Genomic DNA, 1,979 nt, shown 5'->3' on the forward strand with positions numbered 1-1,979 from the left:
CGCTGAAGCGTCCCCAGCCCATCTGGAAGCCGAAGAAGCGAATGTAACCGTTCTGCGCCAGCTTCATCGTGATCGGCCCAAGCCTGCGGGGTGTCACGACCCTGTCGTCGGCAATCCCGGCGGTGATCTCCGTAGCGCTTGCCTCGGCCACCGTGATGGTGCGGTCGGCACTGAGGTTGCCGCCCCCGGAGGCCACACCGCCGCCCGTGATCGAGACGCTGCTCAAGGCGAAGGTGGAAAGCGCCTCGGTGATCGAGCCGATCGCACTGGAAATCGGGGCGAGCATCGCCGCGATCCGGGTCGCAAGCTTCCTTGGCGTGACGAAAGGGGCATCGTCCACACCGGCATCCACTTCGTCCTGCGTGGCGACGCGGGCAATGCCGCGCGTCTGCTCGGTTGCGGGCGGCCACACGAAATCGGCGTTGCCGAAGGAGATTTCTGCGGCAAGGTCGGCATTGAACGCGATGTCGAAAGCCATCAGCGCAAAAGCCAGTCCTGCCTTGCTCAGCACGGTACTTTCGGCGCTGAAGCTGGCGAACAGCGTGCCGTCGTCAAGAAACAGGCCAAAGCCCGTCGCATTCCACACGTCTGCTGACGTGTCGTATGCGGTGATGTGCGCGACGTTGGGCGCTGCGGCAACGCCGGAAAGAATGTCGAGCCGCTTGAATTCGCCAGGCAGCGCCGTGAGCGTAGGCGCGGCGATGAAGGGCACGTCTGTTAGACCAAGGAAGGCAATGACCGTTTGCGCGGTCCCGGCCGGGGCGGTGACGGCGGCCAGCCCGGCGGTAGTCAGCTGCAGGAGAAGGGCCATCAGTCAGCCTCCAGAAAGTCAGTGGTGTCGCCGTCGAGGATCGGCTCGCCGTCCTCGGTCTGCAGAAGGATCATCCAGTCGCGGCTTTCATCGTGGATGGCGCCATAGTCGGAGCGGGCCACGGTGCCGCTCATGCCGGCTGCGGCCATGAACATCCCCGATGTCAGATCGAGGTTCTGGACGAAGTCGAAGTGCGCACGCGCAGGCTTGGCCACTGCAATGTCGGCAATGATCTCTTCGGCTTTGGCCACCGTGAGAAAGTCCGCAGAGATTTCTGCAGCAGGCGCGCGCACTTCGAACGGGTGAGGCGTGCGGCGCGGATTGGCTTCGTGCCATTCGACGATCTGGAATGCGGGATGATGGTCGGTCAGGACCTCTGCCACAGCCTGACGGGTTCCCTTGCGCCTGTGGTAAGGGATCGCATCCGCCACGGCTGCGCGTTTGCGCTCGATCGTCCAGCCCGTTTTCCAATGGCTGATGGCAAGGCCCCAGGCCAGCCAGGGCAGATGACCGGCGGGGCAATGGGCAGGCGACCAGACGTCGCGTACAGGTGTGGCGAAATCGAGCACCGATGCCGCAGCCTGTTCCAGCGCCTTTTCCAAAGGCGTCGATGCCGGGGGAAGGATAGAGGCGTAAATCATTCGTTCGTGCCTGCAAGGCGGCCTGCGACATCAGTGCAGTAAGGGGCCTGCAGGCGGCTTACGACGATGTCGGTGGACTACGACCTGACCACTTACAGCGGTCCTGACGGCGCCGTGGTGCTGGCCGCCTCGCTTGCCAGCGTCCGGGCCTACGTCGAGGAAAGCCATCGTGTGGGGCGCGACATCACCATGTCTGCGCTGTTCCGCGCCGCACATGTCGAAGGTGCGCAGAATGTGCGGTTCAATTCGCCCACCACCGCATAGGGCACGATCTGGGCGGATTGCACGGTGACGAAGTCGGTCAGCGGGCGGCGATCGTCGGCCGAGACATAAGCCTGCACGGTATCCACCAGTTGTGCGGACGCGGTGCCATCGCCCAGGCGCGAGAGGATCGAGACGATCACGACGCCCGGCGAAGGGCTGGTGGCAGTGGCATCGAGCACTTCAGCATCGGCGGACAAGGCGTGGAAGAGGTACGCGCCCTCCGGCCCGGCAACGGAATAGCCTTCGGGTGCCAGGACCATGCG

Annotated in this window: 1 protein-coding gene and 2 pseudogenes; all 3 read right to left on the reverse strand. The window is 64.4% G+C overall.

Features of this window, described 5'->3' with window-relative positions; translation table 11 throughout:
* Positions 1 to 811, reverse strand: a pseudogene (locus A8V01_RS27910) (hypothetical protein); the annotation flags it as partial.
* Positions 811 to 1,452, reverse strand: coding sequence for a phage tail protein I (locus tag A8V01_RS27915; RefSeq protein WP_103099504.1), 642 nt, complete (start codon positions 1,450 to 1,452; stop codon positions 811 to 813). The pseudogene A8V01_RS27910 and the gene A8V01_RS27915, both read right to left, overlap by 1 nt.
* A 149-nt stretch (positions 1,453 to 1,601) precedes the next feature.
* Positions 1,602 to 1,979: pseudogene (locus tag A8V01_RS27920) on the reverse strand (hypothetical protein); the annotation flags it as partial.

It is taken from the genome of Novosphingobium guangzhouense (genome assembly GCF_002896965.1).
Classification (GTDB): domain Bacteria; phylum Pseudomonadota; class Alphaproteobacteria; order Sphingomonadales; family Sphingomonadaceae; genus Novosphingobium; species Novosphingobium guangzhouense.

Excerpts from the sequence above, each read along its gene's own strand:
- A8V01_RS27915 (WP_103099504.1), bottom strand. The coding sequence starts at position 1,452 with ATGATTTACGCCTCTATCCTTCCCCCGGCATCGACGCCTTTGGAAAAG.